The following is a 1,073-nucleotide window of genomic DNA, read 5'->3' as shown; positions in this document are numbered from 1 at the left end:
AAACCAACACTGCCGAAGTGTCAACGGACATGTGCTTGTCCGCTCAAATGTTTGTTTCATTTGAACAATTTTGAAGCAGGATTGCCCTAAGGTAAAACTCCCGGTTACGCCGTTCTTGGCCGAAATCTCCACGCATTGGCTTTTTGCGCAAGGTAAGCCATTATGTCGTCAGAGGTCACCACAAAGAGAAAATTCATGCCCGCCAGTCCGCTCGCCCGAAACATCGCGAACGAAATCACACTGCTGGTTAACTCGGGAGAACTTCTGGCCGGCGATCATCTCAAGACCCAGTCCCTGGCCGACAAGTTCGGCGTGTCCCGCTCGCCGGTCCGTGAAGCGCTGCAGATACTGTCGGACCAGGGAGTCCTTGAGCAGAAGGAGAACAGAGGCTTCTTCGTCAAGGAGGGCGGAACGCAATCCGTCGTCGAGCCCGTCCAGATCGGTACCCAGCCCTTCGAGGTGGCCAACGACTACCAACGCCTGGCCGAAGACTGGCTAACGGAGAGCATACCCGGCGAAGTTACGGAGCAGATGCTTCGCGACCGCTACAAGGTCACCAAGGCCGAGTTGAACGATATGCTGATGCGGGCCTCACGGGAAGGGTGGGCCGAACGCAAGCAAGGCTATGGCTGGCGCTTTCTCCCGGTGGCCAAGACTCCGGAGGCCTTCGAGCAGATCTACCGGTTTCGTATGCTGATCGAGCCAGCCGCGATGCTTGAACCTGGCTTCATGCTGGACCGAAAGATTATCGAGGAGCAGCGTCGTATCCAGAACCGGATGTTGGAGACCGACATCGAGCGCCTGCCCGCGGAGCGTCTGCTCTACAACGGGTCGCTCTTCCACGAAGAACTGATCAAGATGTCGAACAATCCCTTTTTCCATATGGCGCTGGTGCGCGTGAATCTCATGCGGCGCCTTATGGAATACCGCTCGCGCGTCGATCGTACACGCCTCGTGGTGCAATGCCAGGAGCACCTGCAGATGCTCGATCTCCTCGAAAAAGGGGAGATCGTCGAAGCGTCCTATTTCATGCGCAAGCACCTGGGCGGGGCCTTGTCTCGCAAGTCCCCAAT

Annotated in this window: 1 protein-coding gene; it reads left to right on the top strand. The window is 57.0% G+C overall.

Features of this window, described 5'->3' with window-relative positions:
- Positions 1-195 precede the first annotated feature (195 nt).
- A partial coding sequence (locus EOA60_RS34400; RefSeq protein WP_128312698.1) for a GntR family transcriptional regulator occupies positions 196-1,073 on the top strand: 878 nt, incomplete at its 3' end.

It is taken from the genome of Mesorhizobium sp. M1A.F.Ca.IN.020.06.1.1, assembly GCF_004023265.1.
Classification (GTDB): Bacteria; Pseudomonadota; Alphaproteobacteria; order Rhizobiales; family Rhizobiaceae; genus Mesorhizobium.
This window is presented reverse-complemented; position numbering and strand designations above follow the sequence as displayed.